Source organism: Allokutzneria multivorans (genome assembly GCF_039537405.1).
Classification (GTDB): domain Bacteria; phylum Actinomycetota; class Actinomycetes; order Mycobacteriales; family Pseudonocardiaceae; genus Allokutzneria; species Allokutzneria multivorans.
The window spans coordinates 281,730-298,633 of the sequence record NZ_BAABAL010000016.1 but is presented as its reverse complement, the minus strand read 5'-3'; the positions used below and the strand labels follow the sequence as shown (position 1 = coordinate 298,633).

The following is a 16,904-nucleotide window of genomic DNA, read 5'->3' as shown; positions in this document are numbered from 1 at the left end:
CGTGAACCCCCGATCGGCGTCGGCGAGCCGTGGCGGCCAGCTTCCCCGGATCGATACTTGGGCACTGACCGCACGTGAGCTCGACACCAGACCCGTCGATCACGTCTCGCAGCTCCCCCGCTACTCTCCGATTTGTGAGCGCGGTCATCACACCGCAGCTGGTCGACGTGGTTGACACGTTTACCTCGGTGCGAAACTACTCGTCAGGAACTGCCCGGCAGCTGACTACGTGCCGGGTCGAGCCGTGGGGTCTCCGCACGGAGTGCCCCACTCCGGAGGATCCGTTCTCCGAGTGCGAGGTCACCTGGCTGTTGCCGGACCTCGGGCTGCGGTTGACGTACCACCGGCCGAGATCCAGGCACTCCCGCAGCGCGCCCAGCGTGCTGACGGCAGTGCGGGTGCAGCGAGATACCCGGTCCTGGCGAACCACCGATCTGTTGCTCGGGCTCGCCGTGCCCGGCGGGACCACGGCGCGGATCGTCCGCTCCGAGGAGTTCGCCGCCGCGGTCGCCGGGCGGGTTCTGCGCGCTCCCGACGCCGACCTGGCGCTGCGGACGGTGCACCGCACGCTGGAGGAGATCTCCTACCAGCGCCACGACATCAGCAGCTGGCTGTCCTCCATGGGGATCTACGACAGCTGGCCCCCGATGCCGGAGATCTAGCAGAGCGTGCGCCGACCGGTCACCACGACCGGTCGGCGTGGCCTCCCGCCCACGCGACGGCGCGAGCCAGCGCGGCGTGCATCCACGGGTCCTTGGCGTCGGCGTAACGGGTGGCACCCCCGTCGGCGGCGAAGGCCGGAGCCAGCTCACGCTTGAGCGCCGCGTAGGCAGTGACCTCGTGCGGGTGCGTGCGCATCCAGTCGCGGAAGACCAGCGCGTAGCGCCACGCGGGCCACTCGCGGACGCGGACGTGCAGGTTCACCGGGCGCCCGGGGTCGGCGGAGCAGTGCACGCGCTTGCGCCAGAGCTCGGGGTCCGGGTGCGAGGGCAGCGCGGTGTCGCTCAACGCCTCCGGACAGCGCGGGAAACCTGCCTCCGCCAACGCGTGCGCGAGCTTGTCCGCTTCCTCCAGCGAGTCCACACCGACCTGGAGGTCGACGATGTCCTTGGCTGCCAGGCCGGGGATCGACGTGGAGCCGATGTGCTCGACGGGTGCCCCTCCGGTGGCCGCCTGGACACGGGCGATCAGACGAGCCGCCTGCGCGGGCCACGCTGGGTCGTAGTCGACGATCTTCGGCGCCCCGACGCGGTGAACGCGCTGCTCACGGGTGTTCGCCTCGAAGGGCAGCAGGCGCCGCTCCCACAGCCCGTCCACTTCGGCCAGCACGACGGCGCGCTCACCGCCGTTGTCCAGCCACACGTCCGCCGCTGCCCTGCGCTGCTCGTCGCTGGCCTGCGCGGCGATGCGCGAGCGCGCGTCGGCCTCCGCCATGCCGCGCGCGGCGACCAACCGCCGCACGCGTTCTTCGACCGGCGTGTCCACCACGAGCACGAGGTGGTAGGCGGGCGCCATGCCGTTCTCCACCAGCAGCGGGACGTCGTGCACCACGATCGCGTCCGAGGGTGCGGCGGCCATCATCTCGCCGGTGCGTGCGCCGACCCTGGGGTGCACGATCGCGTTCAGCGTGCGGCGCGCGTCGTCATCGCTGAACACGATCTTGGCGAGCGCGGGGCGGTCCAGCGATCCGTCCTCGGCGAGTACCCCTTCGCCGAAGGCGGCCACGACGTCCCGCAGGCCGTCGGTTCCCGGCGCGACGACCTCCCTGGCCAGCAGGTCGGAGTCGATCACGACCGCGCCGAGTTCGGCGAGCCTGCCCGAGACGGTCGACTTCCCAGATCCGATCCCACCGGTGAGCCCCACGCGCAACATGAAGCGGATTGTGTCAGCTGTGGTGGGCCTTGTGCGCGTGGTTGCCGACGGCCCGGCCGAGCCGAGCGGTCTCGGCCTCGTAGTCGTCGATGAAGCTGCCCATCAGGCGCCGTGTAACGAGGTCGGCGACGTGGCTGGTGACCAGGCTGCGCGCCCAGTACGCCACCGCGACCGAGCCTGGGACGTAGACCCGCCTGGAGCGGCGCTCGATCCCCCGGACCACGGCGCGGGCGCATTCCGCGACGTCGGTGGTGGAGTTCGCGGGCCACGGCAGGCGGGAGCGCAAGCGCGCGAAGCTGGGCAGCTCGGAGTCGGCGTCGCGCACCATGTCCGTGTTGATCCAGCCGAAGTGCGCCGAGCCCACCGTCACTCCGAGGTGGGCGACCTCGTTGCGCAGCGAGCACGTCATGGCGTCGACCCCGGCCTTGCTCGCCGCGTAGGCCGCCATTCCGGGCGCGGGCGTGAACGACGCGAGCGAGGCGACGGTCAGCACGTGCCCCTTGCCCGCGATGATCCACGGCAACGCCGCGCGCACCGTGTTGAAGACGCCGTTCACGTTGACGTCGATCGTGCGCGCGAAGTCGGCGGGCTCGGTGGTGCGGACGGTGCCGTAGTTGACGATGCCCGCGTTCGCGACCACCACGTCGAGCCGCCCGAACTCCGAGACCGTGGCGTCGACGGCGGCGCGCAGCGACTCGGGCTCGGTGACATCGACGAGGTGCCACAGGTGACCGGGTCCGAGCTCGTCGGCCAGTTCGGCGAGGCGCTCCGGCTCCAGCCCCACCACGGCGACGCGAGTTCCCTTGGCCGCCAAGGCTTTCGCGGTGGCGGCACCGATGCCCCTGGCGGCTCCGGTGATCAGAGCGGTCTTCACCGGACGCTCGCCAGCTCGTCGCGGACCGCGCGGGAGCGGACCAGGGTGCGGTAGGCGTCGGGGTCGAACTTCCGCGTGGCCATGCGCAGGCTGAAGCTGAAGCCGGGCCACAGCGCGATGTTGCGCCCCTGGTCGTCCAGGTACCAGCTCGAACAGCCGCCGCGCGACCAGACCGTGCGCCGCATCCGCCGCTGGATGCGCTTGTTGAACCGGATCTGCGGCTCCCGCAAGGGTTCCACGGCGGTGACGCGGTGCTCGCGCAGGTGGTCGAGCGCGTCCAGCACGTAGTTGAGCTGGCTCTCGATGATGAACACCATCGAGGTGTGGCCGAGTCCGGTGTTCGGCCCGATCAGCATGAACAGGTTGGGGAACCCGGCGATCGTGGTGCCCCGGTACGCGCCGGGCTCGTCCTGCCAGGTGCCGGTCAGGGAGGCGCCGTCGCCGTTGAAGACGCGGTGGCCGATCGGGAAGTCGGTGGCGTGGAACCCGGTGCCGAAGATCAGGGTGTCGACCGGGCGCTCGGTCCCGTCGGCGGTGACGATGGAGTGCGGCCGGACCTCGGCGATGCCGTCGGTGACCAGCTCGACGTTCGGCTTGGTCAGCGCGGGGTAGAAGTCGCTGGTCACCACGACGCGCTTGCAACCGAAGGCGTAGTTCGGGGTCAGCTTCTCGCGCAGCACCGGGTCGGCGACCTTGCGGCGGAGGTTGCGCAGCGAGAGGCGGCGGGCGATGCCGAGGATCTTCGGCTGCACGGTGAAGCCCAGCGCGAAGCTCTCCCTGCCCCAGTACACGGCGTAGCGGGCGAGGCGTTGCAGCGCGGGTAAGCGGCGGAAGAGCAGGCGCTCCACCTTGCTGACCTTGCGGTCCCACCTGGGCATGGTCCAGTGCGCGGTGCGCTGGAAGACGTGCAGCTTGGCGGCCTTCGGCTGGATCTTCGGCACGAACTGCACCGCCGAGGAGCCGGTGCCGACCACGGCGACGTTCTTGCCGGTGAGGTCGTGCTCGTGGTCCCAGCGCGCGGAGTGGAACGCGGTGCCCTCGAAGGACTCCAGACCGGGGAGGTCCGGGATCGACGGCTGCGACAGCGGGCCCGCGCCGAGGATGAGGACGTCACCGGTGAACTCGCCCCGGCTGGTGCGCACGTGCCAGCGCATGCGCTCGGGGTCCCACCGCGACTCCAGCATCTCGTGGCCGAAGCGGCAGCGCGGGTAGATCTCGTTGTCCCTGGCGAAGCGCTGGAGGTAGGCCAGGATCTCCGGCTGCGAGGAGAAGGAGCGCGACCACTCGCTGTTCTGCGCGAAGGAGAAGGAGTAGAGCAGCGAGGGCACGTCGCAGGCCGCGCCGGGGTAGCTGTTGTCCCGCCAGGTCCCGCCCACGTCGTCGGCGCGCTCCAGCAGCAGCACGTCGGTGATCCCCCGCTCGCGGAGCCGGTGGGCCGCGCCGAGCCCGGAGAAACCGGTACCGATGATCAACACGTGCGCGTGCTCGGCCATGCCCCGCCATCCCTTCACCGGTTACTGAGAAGTACTCAACTCCACGGTAGGGTGACTGTTGAGAAGAAGTCAATAGCGCGCGGGGGTCCCTACACTGGGCCCATGTCGTCGATCACCGAGCCCGCAGCCGAGATCCCGGCCGGGCGCCCCCGAGGCCGGATGACCAGGGACGCCCGCCGCGCCCAGCTGCTGGAACTGGCCACCGAGCTGATCATCGAACGGGGGGTCGACGGCTTCTCCACCAACGAACTGGCCCGGCGCGCGGGCATCTCCAACCCGCTGCTGTTCCACTACTTCCCCACCAGGGGCGACATCGTCTTGGAGGTGGTCAGCGCGACCATCGAGGACCTCGTGGAGCAGGTGCGCCCCAATCCCGAACTGTCCCCGATCGACCAGCTGAAAGAGGGCTTGAGCCGCTACGTCGCCTACGTCGAGCGCACGCGCAACGGGTACCTGTCCCTCGTGCGCGGGGCCGCCGCGGCCGACGCGGACCTGCGCGCGGTGGTCGACTCCAGCAGGACGCGGATCGCCGGGTACTTCGTCGACAGCCTCACCGCGGCGGGCATCGAGGTGGACGCCGCGATGTCGTTGCTGGTCCGCGGTGCCGTGGCGTTCGTGGAGGAGATCGCGCTGCACTGGGTCTCCAGTCCCCAGCTCGACCGCGAGGACCTCGTCCAGCTGCTCCGCGACTCGCTCCTGCGCTCGCTCCCCTTCTCCGCCGAGCAACTCGAAGCCCTCACCACCGCCTGACGCCCGCTCCACTGCCCCCGCGAACGCCTCCTTCGGTGCGTTGAACGCGCTGAACGACCCGTTCAGTGCGTTCAACGCACCAAACGGGTCGTTCAGGGCTTCAGTGCGGACTGAATGAGTCATTGAGGTGGTGGGGACCGCCGCCGCGACCCCGGAACGGGGAAGGCCCCGCACCACGTGGAGTGGTGCGGGGCCTTCGCCTCTGCGTACTGCGGTGCTGCTACCCGAGCGGGGTGTCCTACTGCTGGCCGCCGGAGAGCTTCTCGCGGAGCGCCGCGAGCTGCTCGTCGCTGGCCAGCGAGCCCGAGGACTCGCCACCCGAGGAGTAGTTGCCGCCACCGGTCGCGGCGCCACCAGCGGAGCTGGAGGAACCAGCGGCCGCGGCCTCGGCGCCACCGTTCGCGGCGGCCTCCGCCTCGGCCTCGGAGGCCTTGACGACCTGCTTGATGTGGGCGTCGTAGCGCACGCGGGCCTCGGCGTACTGCCGCTCCCACTCCTCGCGCTGCTTGTCGTAGCCCTCGAGCCAGTCCTGGGTCTCCGGGTCGAAGCCCTCGGGGTAGATGTAGTTGCCCTCGCCGTCGTACTCGGCAGCCATGCCGTACTGGGTCGGGTCGAACTCCGAGTCCGCGGTGAAGCCCTCGTTGGCCTGCTTCAGCGACAGCGAGATGCGGCGGCGGTCCAGGTCGATGTCGATGACCTTGACCATGACCTCGTCGCCGACCTGCACGACCTGCTCCGGGATCTCGACGTGGCGCTCGGCCAGCTCGGAGATGTGGACCAGGCCCTCGATGCCCTCGTCCACGCGGACGAACGCACCGAACGGAACCAGCTTGGTGACCTTGCCCGGCACGATCTGGCCGATCGCGTGGGTGCGGGCGAACTGGCGCCACGGGTCTTCCTGGGTGGCCTTCAGCGACAGGGAGACGCGCTCGCGCTCCATGTCGACGTCGAGCACCTCGACGGTGACCTCCTGGCCGACCTCGACGACCTCGGAGGGGTGGTCGATGTGCTTCCAGGACAGCTCGGAGACGTGCACCAGGCCGTCGACGCCACCCAGGTCCACGAAGGCACCGAAGTTGACGATGGAGGACACGACGCCCTTGCGGACCTGGCCCTTCTGCAGCTGGTTGAGGAACTCGCTGCGGACCTCGGACTGGGTCTGCTCCAGCCAGGCGCGGCGGGACAGGACCACGTTGTTGCGGTTCTTGTCCAGCTCGATGATCTTGGCCTCGAGCTCGCGACCGACGTAGGGCTGGAGGTCGCGCACGCGGCGCATCTCCACCAGCGAGGCGGGAAGGAAGCCGCGGAGGCCGATGTCGAGGATGAGACCACCCTTGACGACCTCGATGACGGTGCCCTTGACGGGCTCGTCCTTCTCCTTGAGGGCCTCGATCGTGCCCCAGGCGCGCTCGTACTGGGCGCGCTTCTTGGACAGGATCAGGCGGCCTTCCTTGTCCTCCTTCTGGAGAACCAGGGCCTCGACGTGGTCACCGACGGAGACGACCTCGGCCGGGTCGACGTCGTGCTTGATCGACAGCTCGCGCGAGGGGATGACGCCCTCGGTCTTGTAGCCGATGTCGAGCAGCACCTCGTCGCGGTCGACCTTGACGATGGTGCCCTCGACGATGTCGCCATCGTTGAAGTACTTGATGGTCTTGTCGATGGCGGCGAGGAAGTCCTCTTCCGAACCGATGTCGTTGATCGCGACCTGCGTCTTGGCGGGCGCGGGACCGGCGTAGGAAGGGATGGTGACGGTGTCGGTGGACATTAGGTGGGGTGCTCCGGTACGGATAGGTGTAGTTGGCCTCTGCACGTTCTTTCGCTGCGGGCTTTGTCTAGCCGGCGCAAGTCATAGTGCTACAAGGCCAACAACGAGCGACGAGCGCCCCCTGTTCCGAGCTTCTGCTTCGAGAGATGCCGGTAGCAGGCAGCGCGCACCCACCGCGCGGACGGTATCGTACGCGCCTGCTCGACGGCCGGGCAAACCGGTTACTCCGATCCAGTCCCCAGTAGGAGCAGTGTGTCTGACCAGCACCAGCACGCCAGCGCGGAACGAGCACTCGGCACGGTCGGGATCGTCAAGCGCGAGGCGGGGGTGGTGGAGTCCCGATTGGCGAACATCGCCTGGTGGGACGCTGATGCGGACGACTACCGCGAGGAGCACCAGGACTTCCTCGGCGCCGCGGACTTCGTCTGGTGCCCGGAGCGCCTGCGCGAGGAGGACGCCCGGCTGCTCGGTGACGTGAGCGGGCTCGACGTCCTGGAGCTGGGCAGTGGGATGGCCGCGTGCGCGCGGTGGCTCGCCAAGCACGGAGCGCGGGCCACGGCGCTGGACGTGTCGGCGGGCATGCTCAAGCACGCCGCGAGCGACAACGCGGCCACGGGCATCAACGTGCCGCTCGTGCAGGCCAGCGGTGACGCGCTGCCGTTCGCGGACGGCTCCTTCGACATCGTGTGCTCCGCGTTCGGCGGGGTGCCCTTCGTCGCCGACGTCGAGCTGCTGATGCGCGAGGTCGCCAGGACACTGCGCCCGGGCGGCCGGTGGGCGTTCGCGGTGACGCACCCCGTGCGGTGGTGCTTCCCCGACGACCCCGGCCCCGACGGGCTCACGGTGATCCAGTCGTACTTCGACCGCTCGCCGTACGTCGAGGTCGACGAGCTGGGCAGGGCCACCTACGTCGAGCACCACCGCACGCTCGGCGACTTCGTGCGCGCGATCACCTCGGCGGGCATGGCGCTCAAGGACATCGTGGAGCCGGAGTGGCCCGACGGGCACACGGCCGTCTGGGGCCAGTGGAGCCCGCTGCGCGGCAAGCTGTTCCCTGGCACGGCGATCTTCCTCTGCGAGAAGCTGTAGGGCATGACCGGCGACGCGGACCTGCTCACCGCACAACGAGCCCGCTTCACCGCCGTCGACCCCGCGCTCCCCGAGGCCGTCGCGCCTCCCCAAGACGACCGCACCGAGACGCTGACCGCGGCGCTGCCGGACGGCCGTCGGGTCACCGCGAGCCTCGTGCACGCTTCGTACCCCGTGGGCTCCGCACACCGACTGTGGTCCGCCGCGGAGGTTTGGGAGCTGATGCCGCTCATCGGCGACACGGGCGGCGTGGGACTCAACGCGCTGTTGAACGCGTGGGTGGAGCGGATGCGCACAGTGAGCCCTCCGACGTCCGACTCCGCGTGTCTGGTCAGTTGGCCCAGCAGGGATGTTGAGGCCACGCGGGTGTTTCTCGACCACGGGTTCCAGCCGCTGACCACGCTCGCCGTCCGCCGTACCGTGCAGCAGCCCCAACCGCGCGTGGAGCCGCTCGTGGTGCGACGGGCGCGGAACGCGGACATGGACGCGATGCTCCAGCTGACGCTCGCGGAGCTGCGGTACTCGGCGTCGGTCGGCGCGACCGTGTTCCGGGAGAACGCTGTACCGCTCAAGCGGGACGCGCTGCGCAAGCGACTGCTCGACGGCGATCCGGTGTGGGTGGCGGAGCGCGACGGAATGACACTGGCACTCGCCGACTGCGCGTGGACGCCCGTGACGCCCGGCAGCTGGGCGGGGAGCCGGTTGCAGCCCGGCAACTGGGGCTACGTCAACTGCGTGTCGGTGCTGCCCGGCGCGCGCGGCAACAGCATCGGCAGGCGGCTGATGGACGTCGTGCACGCGGAGTTCACGCGCGGCGGCGCGAGCGGGACCTACCTCTACTACAACCCGCCGAACCCGCTGTCCTCGGTGTTCTGGCCGCGCCAGGGCTACCGTCCACTGTGGACACTCTGGGAAGCCCGCCCCGCTACCGCCCTGCGCTGACCCCGCCCCAGCCCTCCGCCCACCGCGAACGCCCCGTTTGGTGCGCTCAACGCCCTGAACGGGTCGTTTGGTGCACTGGGAGCCCTGAACGGGTCGTTTAGTGCACTCAACGCACTGAACGGGTCGTTTGGTGCGCCCAAGTACCCGAAGGGGTCGTTCGGGTACTCCGAAGTGCCCCGAAGGACCCATTGGGGGCGGCCCCAAGTACCTGAATGACTCATTCAGGCCCCCCAAGTACCTGAATGACTCATTCAGCACGTTCAGCCACGTGAAGGAGTCATTGGGGTGGTGGGGTGAGCGGGGGTTTGTCTGGTTGGTGAGGGTTGGACGGGGATCACAGGTCGTGGAGTTGCTTCACGTTCGATGCGGGGCCACTATTTGAACTGACCGGTCAGTTCTAGTAGGGGGTTCGCGTGCAGATCCAGGCCAAGGCGGTGGGCGTGCGGGGCCCGCACGGACCGCTGCTGCGCCCCACGTCGCTGCGGGTCGAGCCGGGTCAGGTCGCACTGGTCACCGGAGAGCCCGGGGCGGGGCACACGGTGCTCGCGCTGACGCTGGCGGGGCGGATGCGGCCGCACGAGGGCGCGGTCCTGCTCGACGGTCGCACGAACGACTCGGGGCTGCGCGCCGGAGTCGCGGTGGTGGACGCGCCGGGGGTGACCGAACCCGACGGCTCGCTGCGGCTGCGCGACGTGGTCGGCGAGGAGCTGGCCATGGCCGGGATGCGGGCGAACCGCAGGGCGGTGCGCGAGTGGCTGGCCGAGCGCGACGCGGAGCAGCACGCAGACGCGCGCTTCGAGACGGTGCCGGCGACCACGCGCACACGGCTGCTGGTGGAGTCCGCAGCGGCACGACCCGACGTGAAAGCGCTGGTCATGGACTGCCCGGACCGGCACACCGATGACCCGCACGCGTGGTGGGCACTCGCCAGGCAGCAGGCCGAGCAGGGGCTCGCGGTCGTGGCGCTGTGCACCGAGACGTCGTCGCGGCTGCTGGGGATACCCGCCGCGCGCCTGGGCTGCCAGGAACAACCGCCCGCGCTGACCGTCCACCGCCGCCACGAAGCACAGGAGATGACCAAGTGACCCCGTTCCGCCTCGCCGCGAACGAGCTGCGCCGGCTGACCGCGGGGAAGCTCCCCCGGCTGGCCGTAGTGGCGATCACCCTCGTGCCGTTGCTCTACGGCGCGCTCTACCTCTACGCCAACTGGGACCCGTACGGGAAGCTCAACGAGGTCCCCGCGGCACTGGTCGTCGCGGACACCGGGGCGAGCCGGTCGGACGGTACGGAGCTGAAGGCCGGGCAGAAGATCGCCGACAAGCTCGACGACTCGGGCACCTTCGCCTGGACCAAGACCGACGCGGCGGACGCGGACGCGGGGGTGCGCGACGGGCGCTACACGTTCTCGATCACGCTGCCACCGGACTTCTCGCAGGCGCTGCTCTCCCCCGCCGAGTACAAGCCGCGGCAGGGCATCATCGTGATGACCACCAACGACGCCAACAACTACCTGGTCAGCACGATCGCGGACAAGGTCGTCGGCGAGGTGCGGCGCGCGGTGGCCTCCGAGGTCGGCACGGAAGCCGCGGACAAGCTGCTGGTCGGCTTCTCCACGATGCGCGAGAAGACGCAGCAGGCCGCGGAGGGCGCGGGCAAGCTCACGGACGGCTCGGCGAAGGTCCGCGACGGCGTCGGGACCGCGCGCGAGAAGATCAACGAACTTGGCGCCGGACTGACGAAGCTCTCCGAGGGCGGGCAGAAGCTGCACGACGGCGTCGCCAAGCTCTCCGGCGGACTGGGTGAGCTGAACAAGAAGACCGCCGAGCTGCCCGCGAAGTCCAAGCAGCTCAGCGACGGCGCGAAGCAGGTCTCCGACGGCAACAAGCAGTTGGCCGACAAGGGCGCTGCGGTCGCGGAAGCGGCGAAGCAGCTGATCGACACCTTGGACGGCAAGCGGGACGACATCGCGAAGAAGCTGCGTGCGCTCGGGCTGCCCGATGACCAGGTGCAGAAGGTGCTGGACCTTATGAACGACGCGGGCAAGCCACTGCACCAGGCCAACGACAAGGTGCAGGGACTCTCGGGGCAGCTCAAGACGCTTGCCAACGGCGCAAAACAGGTTTCCGACGGCGCGGCCACGCTCGCCGCGCAGACGCCGCAGCTGTCCTCGGCGGTCAAGCAGCTCGACGACGGAGCCGGACAGCTGGCCGCCAAGACGCCTGAGCTGCGCGACGGCCTGAAGAAGGCCAGCACGGGTGTTGGCCAGCTCTACGACGGCACCAAGCAGCTCAGCGACGGCGCGGTCCAGGTCGCCGACGGCAACAGGGAACTGGCTGGCAAGCTCAGCGAGGGCGTCGAGACGATCCCGAACCTCGACGAGCAGACCCGCAAGGACACGGCGAAGACCATCGGCGACCCGATCTCGGTCCGCGCCATCGGGGAGAACAAGGCAGGCAGCTACGGCGCCGGGCTCGCGCCGTTCTTCCTCGGCCTCGCCAGCTGGATCGGCGCGTTCGTGCTGTTCCTGCTCGTGCGACCGCTCTCGCGGCGGGCGCTGACCTCCGGCGCGGCGCCGTGGCGGGTCGCGCTCGGCGGGTGGATGCCCGCGGCCCTGCTTGGCAGCATCCAGGTGTCGCTGCTGTTCCTCGTCGTGACCACCGCGATCGGGGTCAGCCCGGCGAACCCGGTGGGAACACTGGGTTTCATGGTGCTGACGTCGCTGGCGTTCACCGCCGTGCTGCACGGGCTCAACGCGTTGCTCGGCCCGAGCGGGAAGTTCGTCGCGCTGGTGCTGCTGGTCTTGCAGCTGACCACGGCGGGCGGAACGTTCCCGTGGCAGACCACGCCGGAGCCGCTGCACGTGCTGCACCTGGTGCTCCCGCTGTCCTACGTGGTCGACGGGCTGCGACACCTGATCTACGGCGGCGGCTGGGCGAACATGGGCACCGACGTCGGCGTGCTCGGCGGATATCTGATCTTCGGCTTGCTGCTGGCGGTGCTGGCCGCGTACAAGCAGAAGGTGTGGACGCCCAACCGCCTCAAGCCGGAGCTCGTGCTGTGAACCCGCGACCCGCGCGCACCGCGGTGACCAAGCAGAAGCTCTTCGACGCCGCGCTGCGGCTGCTCGGGGAGCGCGGGGCCGCCGAGGTGACCGTTGACGAGATCGCCTCGGCGGCCGGGGTGGCCAAGGGCACCGTGTACTACAACTTCGGCAGCAAGGACGCGCTGATCGACGCCCTGCTGCGGCACGGCGTCGACCTGCTCGCCCAGCGGCTGCGGCCCGCCGACGACACCGCGGAGCCGGTCGAGCACCTGGTCGGTGCGGCGCTGGAGTTCTTCCGCGACTACCCCGCCTTCGGCCAGCTCCTGGTGAGCGAGATGTGGCGCAGCCCAGGGCAGTGGCACGGCACGCTGAGCCTGCTGCGCGATGACATCGTGGCCATCTTCAAGCAGGTGATACAGCGCTCCGCCGAGCAGGGGAAGCTGCCGGAGGGCGTGCAGGCGGGCACGGCTTCGGCGGCCCTGTTCGGCACGCTCCTGGTCGTGGCGCTGGACTGGCAGGTTTTCCAACCGGACCGCAGCCTCGACCAGGTGCGTGATTCGGTGATGCTGCTGGTGCGCGGGGTCAGCCCGCATCCGAGATGAGCTTTTCCAGCGCGTCGAGCTGGCTCCCGCATCCGGTCTGCCGCCACTCGGGCTCCTCGTGCCCGTCGAGGAAGGCGCCCTGTTCGGTGAGCAGGAGCCGGGTTCCGGTGCTCGAAGCCTCGAACTGCACTGTCGTCTGCGAGACGGTCGCGACGGTGTCACCGACGCTGAGGACGCCGGAGTAGACGATGCGCTCGCCGGGGACGATCTCGCGGTAGACGCCCTCGAAGGCCAGCTGCTCCCCCTCGCCGTTGACGCCCTTGGCGATCTCCGTGCCGCCGACGCGGAAGTCCAGCTCGTGCTCGGCCTTCGGCCCGGCGAACCACGTCGCCTTGCTCTGCGGGTCCGCCCACCGCGCGAACACCTCGGCGGGCGGCACGGGGAAGTCGCGCTCCAGCGTGAACGTCGTGTGCTTGATCATGTCCTGCTCCTCACGAGTCGGGTTCCAGCAGCTCGCCAAGCCGGTCGAGGCGGTTCTCCCAGCCGGTGCGCCGGCCGGACAGCCACGCCTCGGCCAGCCGCAGTCCGTCGGGCTGGACCGCGCACGTGCGGACCCGGCCCACCTTCTCCGTGCGGACGAGGCCGCAGGCTTCGAGCACCTTGAGGTGCTGCATCACCGCCTGCAACGTCATGGAGTGCGAGCCGGCCAGCTCGCTGACGGAGGCGGGGCCGCTGACGAGCCGCTCGACCATGTCGCGCCGGGTGCCGTCGGCCAGCGCCTGGAAGATCCGGTCCAACCGGTCACGATGGTCAAGCATGTACTTGAGTATTGACCCGACCCGACCAACAGTCAAGTGATTGCTTGAGTATGGGGCGAGAAAGATCCCCGCCCAGCTGGGACGGCAGCTGGGCGGGGATCTCAGGGGTGACTAGCGGCCCGGCCAGCTGGACGGGGCGTCCGCCCAGCCCGCGTTGCTCGCCGTGCTCAGGATCTCGATCTTCGAGCTCTTCTGGCCGGTGCTGACGGCGGTGCCGTTGCCCAGCGAGACCACCACGTGCCCGTAGGTCGAGTTCATGTACATGAAGACCAGGGTGCCCGCGGGCGCGGCGCCGGACTTGAGACGACCGGCGGACTTGGCTGCGTTGTAGTGCGCCTTGGCCGAGGCGTAACGGCCGCTGGTGCCGTAGGCCAGCTCGACGAACAGCTCGCAGTAGTGGTGGTACTGGCTCTTGCCGACCATCGACTTCGCCCACGAGACGGCCTTGGCACGGCCGGGGTGGGCGGCGGCGACGGAGACCTCGTCGGCGGCGACCGACGGAGCCGCGACGGCGACCGGCGCGGCGGCGCCGATGCTGGCCACCGCGATCGCGCACGCGGTGCCCAACTTGGCGATAGCAGAAAGACGCATCACAAACCTCCGTTGTGAAGGGGGGCAGGGGTCCCACCGCAGAAGATCCGCGCCGCCGCTTGTCTCTCGCTGGTCCCGAATCGTTCTCCCAGCCTCTTGAGAGCGGATTCCAGCAGGTCAGCACGGGAAGCCATTCGGTTGTTCGAAGGTCTCTGGAACTCGTCGGCGGCGCCGGTGAAGATTGGGCTCCGCGATGGTGGGGAGGCGTGAGAAATGGAATTCCGGCTCCTCGGTCCGCTCGAAGTGGTGGCGGGCAACGAGATAGTGCGCATTCCCGCCGCCAAGCACCGCGCGCTGCTGGCGGCGTTGTTGTTGCGGGCCAACCAGGTCGTGCCCTCCTCCGAGCTGATCACGCAGCTGTGGGGCGAGGACCCGCCGTCCAGCGCGCGCACCACGCTCCAGGGCTACGTGCTCAGGCTGCGGCGCACGCTCGGCCCGGTGATCCTCACGCGCAACTCCGGCTACCTGATCGAGGTCGGCGAGGACGCGCTGGACCTGAAGCGCTTCGAGCGGCTGGTGGAGCGGTCCAGGGTGGCCGAGGCCGAGGGCGAGCTGCCCCAGGCCGCGCGGCTGCTGCACACCGCGCTCGCGTTGTGGCGCGGCCCGGCGCTGTCCGACGTCGGCTCGGACTGGATGCACCGCGTGGAGGCTCCGCGCCTGGCCGAGCTGCGCGGGCGCACCCTGCACCGCAGGGCCGAGATCGATCTGCGCCTCGGCAAGCACGCCGAGGTGATCGGCGAGCTGACCGTGCTGGTCGCGGAGAACCCGCTCGACGAGGGCTTCAGCGCGCAGCTCATGCTCGCGCTGCACCGGTGCGGGCGCCGCGCGGAAGCACTGGAGGTCTACCGCCAGGCGCGGCGGATGCTGGTCGAGGAGCTGGGCGTGGAGCCCGGCACCGAGCTGCGCAGGCGGGAGCAGGAGGTGCTGCGCTCCGATCCGGAGCAGGACCGCCCGCGCTCCGCCGAGCCGTTGCGCGCACCGCACGTGCTGCCGCCGGACATCGCCGACTTCATCGGCCGCGCCGAGGAAGCGGCTTCGCTGAGCGCCGAACTGCGGCTCGATCCCGGCGGGTGCAGCCCGAAGGTGATCACCGTTGTCGGCATGGCAGGGGTCGGCAAGACCGCGCTCGCCGTGCACGTCGCGCACGGGCTGCGCGAGCAGTTCCCCGACGGCCAGCTCTTCGCGCGGCTGCGCACGGCGAACGGTCCGGCGAGCCCCGCCGAGGTGCTCGGCAGGTTCCTGCGCCTGCTGGGCATGGTCGGCAGCCACCTCCCCGAGGACGTCGAGCAGCTGGCCGAGCTGTTCCGCGACCGCCTCTCCGGCCGCCGCGTGCTGCTGGTGCTCGACGACGCCGTCGACGCCGCCCAGGTCCGGCCGCTGCTGCCCGGCGACGGTGGTTGCGCGGTGCTGGTGACCGGGCGCAACCGGCTCACCGGGCTGACCGGGCGCTCGATCGACCTCGACGTGCTCACCGAGGAGCAGGCGATCGACCTGCTCGGCGAAATCACCGGTGCGGCAAGGATCTCCGCTGAGCCGGAGGCCGCGCGCGTGCTGGTGCGGCGGTGCGGACTGCTGCCGCTGGCACTGCGCATCGCGGCTGCCCGGCTCCGCTCGCGTCCACAGAGGACGGTCGCGTGGCTGGCGGAGGAGCTGGCCGACGAGCACCGCAGGCTGGACCGGCTGGTCACGGGCGACCTGGCCGTGCGGGCCAGCATCGGGCTCAGCGAACAGGGGCTGGACGCCGAGTGCAGGCGCGCGCTGCGACTGCTGAGCGCGGTGAAGGTGCCGAACTACCCGGCGTGGCTGAGCGCGGCGGTGCTGGACCGCTCCCCCGAGCAGACCGAGCGGATCATCGACGAGTTGCTGGACGCGCAACTGCTCGAGGACGCGGGCGGGTCGGCGCGCGTCCGCTTCCACAACCTCGTCCGGATCTACGCAGAGGAGCAGCTCGACCTGGCGCCAGAGCCGGTGCTGGAGCGCGCGCTCCCGGCGATGGTTCGAGCGGCCGAGGAACGCGGCTCGAAACTTCCCAGCAGGTCGTGGAACGGTTTCCCCGCGAAGGAAAAGCCCTCGGTGGCGCTGGAGTGGTTCACCGCCGAGCAGCCCGTGCTCGTCGGCGCGGTGCGCCAGGCGGCGGCGACGGGCGACGCCGAGTCGGCGTGGCGGCTGACCTCCGCGCTGACCGGCTACCTCGACCTGCGCGGCGACTGGGACGACTGGCGGCGCACGCACTGCTGGGCGTTGTCGGCGTGCCGCTCAGCCGGTGACTGGCACGGCGCCGCGCGCATGTCCTACGGGCTCGGCCTGCTCGCCGCCGCGCGCGACCGCTACCCGCAGGGAGCGCGGTGGTTCGCCCGCGCGCTCAGCAGCTGGCGTTCCCTCGGCGCGCGCTCCGAGCAGGGCTACGCGTGGATCGGCATCGGCGACATGCACCACCAGCTCAGCGACCTGCGCCGGGCGTCGCGGTGTTTCCGAAGGGCCGCAACGATTTTCGCCGAGATCTCCGATGAGCGCGGTGCGGCGTGGGCGCGGATGAGCCTCGCGCTGGTGCACCGCGACCGCGGTGAGCGCGATCAGGCGCTGGAGTCGTTGCTGTGCACGATCGAGGACTTCGACCGGCTCGGCGACTCGTACTCGGCGACCGAGGCGCGCTTCTTCCTCGCGCTCACCTACAACCGGTGGGAGCTGCCCGAGGAGGCGCTGATCTGCGCGGAGTCCGCCCGGACGGCCTTCGCCGAGATGGGCGCCCGCCTGAAAGAGCTGCGCTGCCAACGAGTTCTGGGGCACGCGCTGGCGTCCTCCGGCGATCCCGACGCGGCGCAACCGCTGCTGGAGGAGTGCGTGCGGGAGTTCCGCGACCAGGGGGACACCTTCAGCGAGGCCGTCAGCCTGTGGAGCCTCGGCGAGCTGATCCGGCGGCACCGCGGCGCCGCCGACGCTGTCGAGGTCCTGACCAAGGCGTGCTCGCTGTTCACCGCGGCGGGGGTGCCGACCTGGCGCAGGCGGGCGGCGGCGAGCCTGAACTCCGCGCTGCACGGGTGACAGTGCTGCTGGAAAGCCTGAGCCGGGCGGTCCCCCGTCAACCCCGTGCGGGGGACGCGCCCGGCCAGGGCGCCGTGCTC

General features: G+C 70.4%; 15 protein-coding genes. 8 read left to right on the top strand and 7 right to left on the bottom strand.

All coding sequences use genetic code 11. The annotated features are described in order from the left end of the window. Positions 1–134: 134 nt before the first annotated feature. Positions 135–662: a ribonuclease FAU-1 family protein gene (locus ABD798_RS20395; protein WP_344877132.1), complete on the top strand. Its 528-nt coding sequence runs from the start codon at positions 135–137 to the stop codon at positions 660–662. Positions 663–681: 19 nt separating this feature from the next. Here ABD798_RS20395 and coaE read toward each other — a convergent pair whose 3' ends face one another. The 3 genes from coaE to ABD798_RS20380 are packed head-to-tail and all read right to left on the bottom strand — an operon-like array spanning position 682 to position 4,239. Beyond that, the gene (coaE, locus tag ABD798_RS20390) at positions 682–1,872 is read right to left on the bottom strand and encodes a dephospho-CoA kinase (protein WP_344877130.1); all 1,191 of its coding nucleotides are present in this window, start codon (positions 1,870–1,872) and stop codon (positions 682–684) included. 13 nt (positions 1,873–1,885) lie between these two features. After that, entirely contained in the window at positions 1,886–2,746 is an 861-nt protein-coding gene (locus ABD798_RS20385) for an SDR family oxidoreductase (protein ID WP_344877128.1), read from the bottom strand. After that, positions 2,743–4,239 carry a flavin-containing monooxygenase gene (locus tag ABD798_RS20380; RefSeq protein ID WP_344877126.1) on the bottom strand — a complete coding sequence of 499 codons (1,497 nt, stop codon included), beginning with the start codon at positions 4,237–4,239 and terminating at the stop codon, positions 2,743–2,745. The genes ABD798_RS20385 and ABD798_RS20380 overlap by 4 nt, the downstream gene beginning before the upstream one ends. Before the next feature lie 102 nt (positions 4,240–4,341). On the opposite strand from ABD798_RS20380, the gene ABD798_RS20375 reads away from it, so the two are divergent. Next, positions 4,342–4,989 (top strand): TetR/AcrR family transcriptional regulator, encoded by a 648-nt coding sequence (locus ABD798_RS20375; protein WP_344877124.1) that lies wholly within the window; start codon positions 4,342–4,344, stop codon positions 4,987–4,989. 238 nt (positions 4,990–5,227) lie between these two features. On the opposite strand, the gene rpsA is transcribed toward ABD798_RS20375, so the two are convergent. Next, a complete protein-coding gene (rpsA, locus tag ABD798_RS20370) occupies positions 5,228–6,757 on the bottom strand; it encodes a 30S ribosomal protein S1 (protein ID WP_344877122.1) in 1,530 nt (509 codons plus the stop codon). A gap of 252 nt (positions 6,758–7,009) precedes the next feature. Here rpsA and ABD798_RS20365 point away from each other — a divergent pair, with 252 nt between their 5' ends. The 5 genes from ABD798_RS20365 to ABD798_RS20345 all read left to right on the top strand — a co-directional run bounded on the left by ABD798_RS20365 (position 7,010) and on the right by ABD798_RS20345 (position 12,433). Further along, positions 7,010–7,846: a class I SAM-dependent methyltransferase gene (locus tag ABD798_RS20365; RefSeq protein WP_344877120.1), complete on the top strand. Its 837-nt coding sequence runs from the start codon at positions 7,010–7,012 to the stop codon at positions 7,844–7,846. 3 nt (positions 7,847–7,849) lie between these two features. After that, positions 7,850–8,788 carry a GNAT family N-acetyltransferase gene (locus tag ABD798_RS20360; protein WP_344877118.1) on the top strand — a complete coding sequence of 313 codons (939 nt, stop codon included), beginning with the start codon at positions 7,850–7,852 and terminating at the stop codon, positions 8,786–8,788. A gap of 413 nt (positions 8,789–9,201) precedes the next feature. Next, positions 9,202–9,873 (top strand): ATP-binding cassette domain-containing protein, encoded by a 672-nt coding sequence (locus ABD798_RS20355; RefSeq protein ID WP_344877116.1) that lies wholly within the window; start codon positions 9,202–9,204, stop codon positions 9,871–9,873. Further along, positions 9,870–11,849, top strand: coding sequence for a YhgE/Pip family protein (locus ABD798_RS20350; protein WP_344877114.1), 1,980 nt, complete (start codon positions 9,870–9,872; stop codon positions 11,847–11,849). Before ABD798_RS20355 ends, ABD798_RS20350 begins: the two co-directional genes overlap by 4 nt. After that, positions 11,846–12,433 carry a TetR/AcrR family transcriptional regulator gene (locus ABD798_RS20345; RefSeq protein WP_344877112.1) on the top strand — a complete coding sequence of 196 codons (588 nt, stop codon included), beginning with the start codon at positions 11,846–11,848 and terminating at the stop codon, positions 12,431–12,433. Before ABD798_RS20350 ends, ABD798_RS20345 begins: the two co-directional genes overlap by 4 nt. Here ABD798_RS20345 and ABD798_RS20340 read toward each other — a convergent pair. The 3 genes from ABD798_RS20340 to ABD798_RS20330 all read right to left on the bottom strand — a co-directional run bounded on the left by ABD798_RS20340 (position 12,414) and on the right by ABD798_RS20330 (position 13,782). Then, positions 12,414–12,854: an SRPBCC family protein gene (locus ABD798_RS20340; RefSeq protein WP_344877110.1), complete on the bottom strand. Its 441-nt coding sequence runs from the start codon at positions 12,852–12,854 to the stop codon at positions 12,414–12,416. The genes ABD798_RS20345 and ABD798_RS20340 overlap by 20 nt on opposite strands. A gap of 10 nt (positions 12,855–12,864) precedes the next feature. Next, the gene (locus ABD798_RS20335) at positions 12,865–13,191 is read right to left on the bottom strand and encodes an ArsR/SmtB family transcription factor (RefSeq protein ID WP_344877108.1); all 327 of its coding nucleotides are present in this window, start codon (positions 13,189–13,191) and stop codon (positions 12,865–12,867) included. A gap of 111 nt (positions 13,192–13,302) precedes the next feature. Continuing rightward, positions 13,303–13,782, bottom strand: a complete 480-nt coding sequence (locus ABD798_RS20330) for an NlpC/P60 family protein (RefSeq protein ID WP_344877106.1) — start codon at positions 13,780–13,782, stop codon at positions 13,303–13,305. A 213-nt stretch (positions 13,783–13,995) separates the two neighbouring features. Here ABD798_RS20330 and ABD798_RS20325 point away from each other — a divergent pair, with 213 nt between their 5' ends. Continuing rightward, positions 13,996–16,824: an AfsR/SARP family transcriptional regulator gene (locus ABD798_RS20325; protein WP_344877104.1), complete on the top strand. Its 2,829-nt coding sequence runs from the start codon at positions 13,996–13,998 to the stop codon at positions 16,822–16,824. Positions 16,825–16,904: the final 80 nt, after the last annotated feature.